The organism is Roseisolibacter sp. H3M3-2, assembly GCF_029211165.1.
Classification (GTDB): Bacteria; Gemmatimonadota; Gemmatimonadetes; order Gemmatimonadales; family Gemmatimonadaceae; genus Roseisolibacter.
On the sequence record NZ_JARGEK010000506.1, the window covers coordinates 1 to 2,720 of the forward strand.

The following is a 2,720-nucleotide window of genomic DNA, read 5'->3' on the forward strand; positions in this document are numbered from 1 at the left end:
GTCGCCGCCGCACCGCGCCGCGACCAGCGCGTCGAGCGCCGCCGGCGGGTGGTCCAGCGCCTCGTCCACCAGCGCCTCCAGCCGCGGCCACGACTCCGCGGGGAGGGCGGCCAGCGCGCGGGCGTCGCTCACGCCGCCCCGTCGAGCGACGCCCGCAGCCAGCCGCGCGCCTTGATCCAGTCGCGCCGCACCGTCCGCTCGGTGACCCCCAGCGCCTCGGCGGTCTCGACCTCCGTCAGCCCGCCGAAGTACCGGCACTCCACCACGCGCGCCAGGCGCGGCGCCACCGCGCCCAGCCGGTCGAGCGCCTCGTCGAGCGCCAGCAGCGCGTCGTCGCGCGCGTCGACGACCCCCACGTCGTCGCCGAGGGTGACGGCGACCCGCGTCCCCCCGCGCTTCGCGGCCCGGCGGCGGCGCACGTGGTCCACCAGGACGTGGCGCATCGTCCCGCTGGCGGCGGCCAGGAAGTGCGGCCGGTCCTCCCACCGCGCCTCGCGGCGGCGCGCCAGGCGGAGGAACGCCTCGTGGAGGATCGCCCCGGTGTCGAGCGTGGCCCCGCCGGCGGCGCGGCGCCGCTCGCGGCGGGCGATCGCCAGCAGCTCCGGGTAGTGGGCCGCCACCAGGGCGTCGAGCGACCCGTCCCCCTTGCCGGGACGGGCTTCGGCGAGCATGTCCGGTTCCACGCGGCGATTGCGTCAGTGAATCTGGGGCCTCCGTCGGCCCTCACCCCGCCAAGATGCGCCCCGCCCCCCGGCGAGGCAAACGCCGTCCCCCGTCCGGTCGCGCCCATGCGACGCCTCGCGCTCGTTGCCCTCCTCGCCCTGGCGCCCCCGCCGCGCCAGGCCGAGACGGTCGTCCCCAACGACAACCGCCTCCCCGCCGGCGCGGTCGAGGGGGGCGTGCTCCGCCTGCGGCTGGTCGCGCGCTCGGCCACCTGGCATCCCACCGCGCGCGTCGACACGACCGTCACGGTGCTGGCCTTCGCCGAGGAGGGCGGGGCGCCGCGGATCCCGGGGCCCCTGCTGCGCGCCCACGCCGGCGCCGAGGTGCGGGTGAGCGTGCGCAACGACCTCGATTCGACGCTGGTCGTGCACGGGCTCCGCGGCGGGACCGGGATCGCGGTCGCCGACGACACGCTGCAGCTCGCGCCGCGCGCCGAGCGCGAGGTGGCGTTCCGCGCCGGCGCCCCGGGCTCCTATCTGTACTGGGGGACGACGACGCGCTCGCCGCTCGCCGACCGCCCGTGGCGCGACTCGCAGCTCACCGGCGCGATCGTCGTCGACCCGGCGGGGGCGCGCCCCGACCCGGCGGAGCGGATCCTCGTCATCACGGTGCTCGACCTCTTCCCCGACGACACGGTACGCAACAGGAAGAAGGAGGACGTGTTCGAGCGCGCCATCAACGGCCGCTCGTGGCCCGACGGCGAGCGGCTCGCGTACGCCGTGGGCGACACGGTGCGGTGGCGGTGGCTGAACGGGAGCTACCTCCCGCACCCGATGCACCTGCACGGCTTCCACTTCGACGTCACCGCGCGCGGCGAGCGCAACGCCGACACGACGTACGCCCCCGACGCGCGGCGCACCGTGGTCACCGAGCTGATGGTGCCCGGCAGCACGTTCGCCATGCAGTGGGTGCCGACGCGCGCCGGCCGCTGGCTGATGCACTGCCACATGCGCGCGCACGTGACGCCGTTCCCCGAGCGCCCCGACAGCGCGCGCGCCCACGACGCGCACGACGTCGAGCGGCACGCCACCACGGCGATGGAGGGGCTCGTCCTCGGGGTCGCCGTCCGCGACCGCGACGACGCGCCGGCGGCGATCGCGGTGGCCGAGCGCGCGCCGGCGCGGCGGCTGCGGCTCCTGGCGCAGCAGCGCGGGGCCGCGACCCCGAAGCGGCAGGTGCCGCGCGGCTTCGTGCTGCAGCGCGGGGCCCCGCCGCGCGCCGACTCGGTCGAGGTGCCCGGCGCGCCGATCGTGCTCACCCGCGGCGAGACGGTCGGCATCACCGTCGTCAACCGGCTGCGCGAGCCGACCACGGTGCACTGGCACGGGATGGAGCTGGAGAGCGTCTACGACGGCGTGTCGGGGTGGAGCCGCACGCGCGGGAGCGTGGCGCCGCTGGTCGCGCCGGGGGACTCGTTCGCGGTCGCCTTCACGCCGCCGCGCGCGGGGACCTTCATCTACCACACGCACATGGACGAGGGGCCGCAGCTCGTCACCGGGATGTACGGCCCGCTGCTGGTGCTGGAGCCCGGCGAGCCGTGGGACCCGGCGGCCGACCGCGTGGTGATGATCGGCGACGCGCTCGACGGGGACACGGTGCCGCGCCTGGCGTTGAACGGCCGGCGCGCGCCGCCGCCGATCACGCTCGCCGCCGGGCGCACCGCGCGGCTGCGCCTCGTGAACATCCACCCCAACGGCCCGGCGGTCGTGCGGCTGACGGCGGCGTCGGACACGGTGCCGCTGCGCTGGCGCCCGCGCGCCAAGGACGGCGTCGACCTCCCCGCGACGCTGCGCGCCGAGCGGCCGGCGCGGCTCGGGCGCTTCGGCGTCGGCGAGACGTACGACTTCGACTTCACGCCGGCGCGGGCGATGGACGCGGTGCTGAGCGTGACGGTCGAGGGGCAGACGCGGCGGCTGCCGGTGCGCGTCCGGTGAGGCGCCTCGTCCCCGTCCCGCTGGCCGCCGCGCTGGGCGCGCCGCCGCCGACCGCGCCGGCTG

General features: G+C 77.8%; 2 protein-coding genes. One reads left to right on the forward strand and one right to left on the reverse strand.

The window, feature by feature from the left end:
* Positions 1–128: 128 nt before the first annotated feature.
* Entirely contained in the window at positions 129–671 is a 543-nt protein-coding gene (locus PYV61_RS23705; RefSeq protein WP_275836345.1) for an ECF-type sigma factor, read from the reverse strand.
* Positions 672–788: 117 nt separating this feature from the next.
* On the opposite strand from PYV61_RS23705, the gene PYV61_RS23710 reads away from it, so the two are divergent.
* The gene (locus tag PYV61_RS23710) at positions 789–2,657 is read left to right on the forward strand and encodes a multicopper oxidase domain-containing protein (protein WP_275836346.1); all 1,869 of its coding nucleotides are present in this window, start codon (positions 789–791) and stop codon (positions 2,655–2,657) included.
* Positions 2,658–2,720 lie beyond the last annotated feature (63 nt).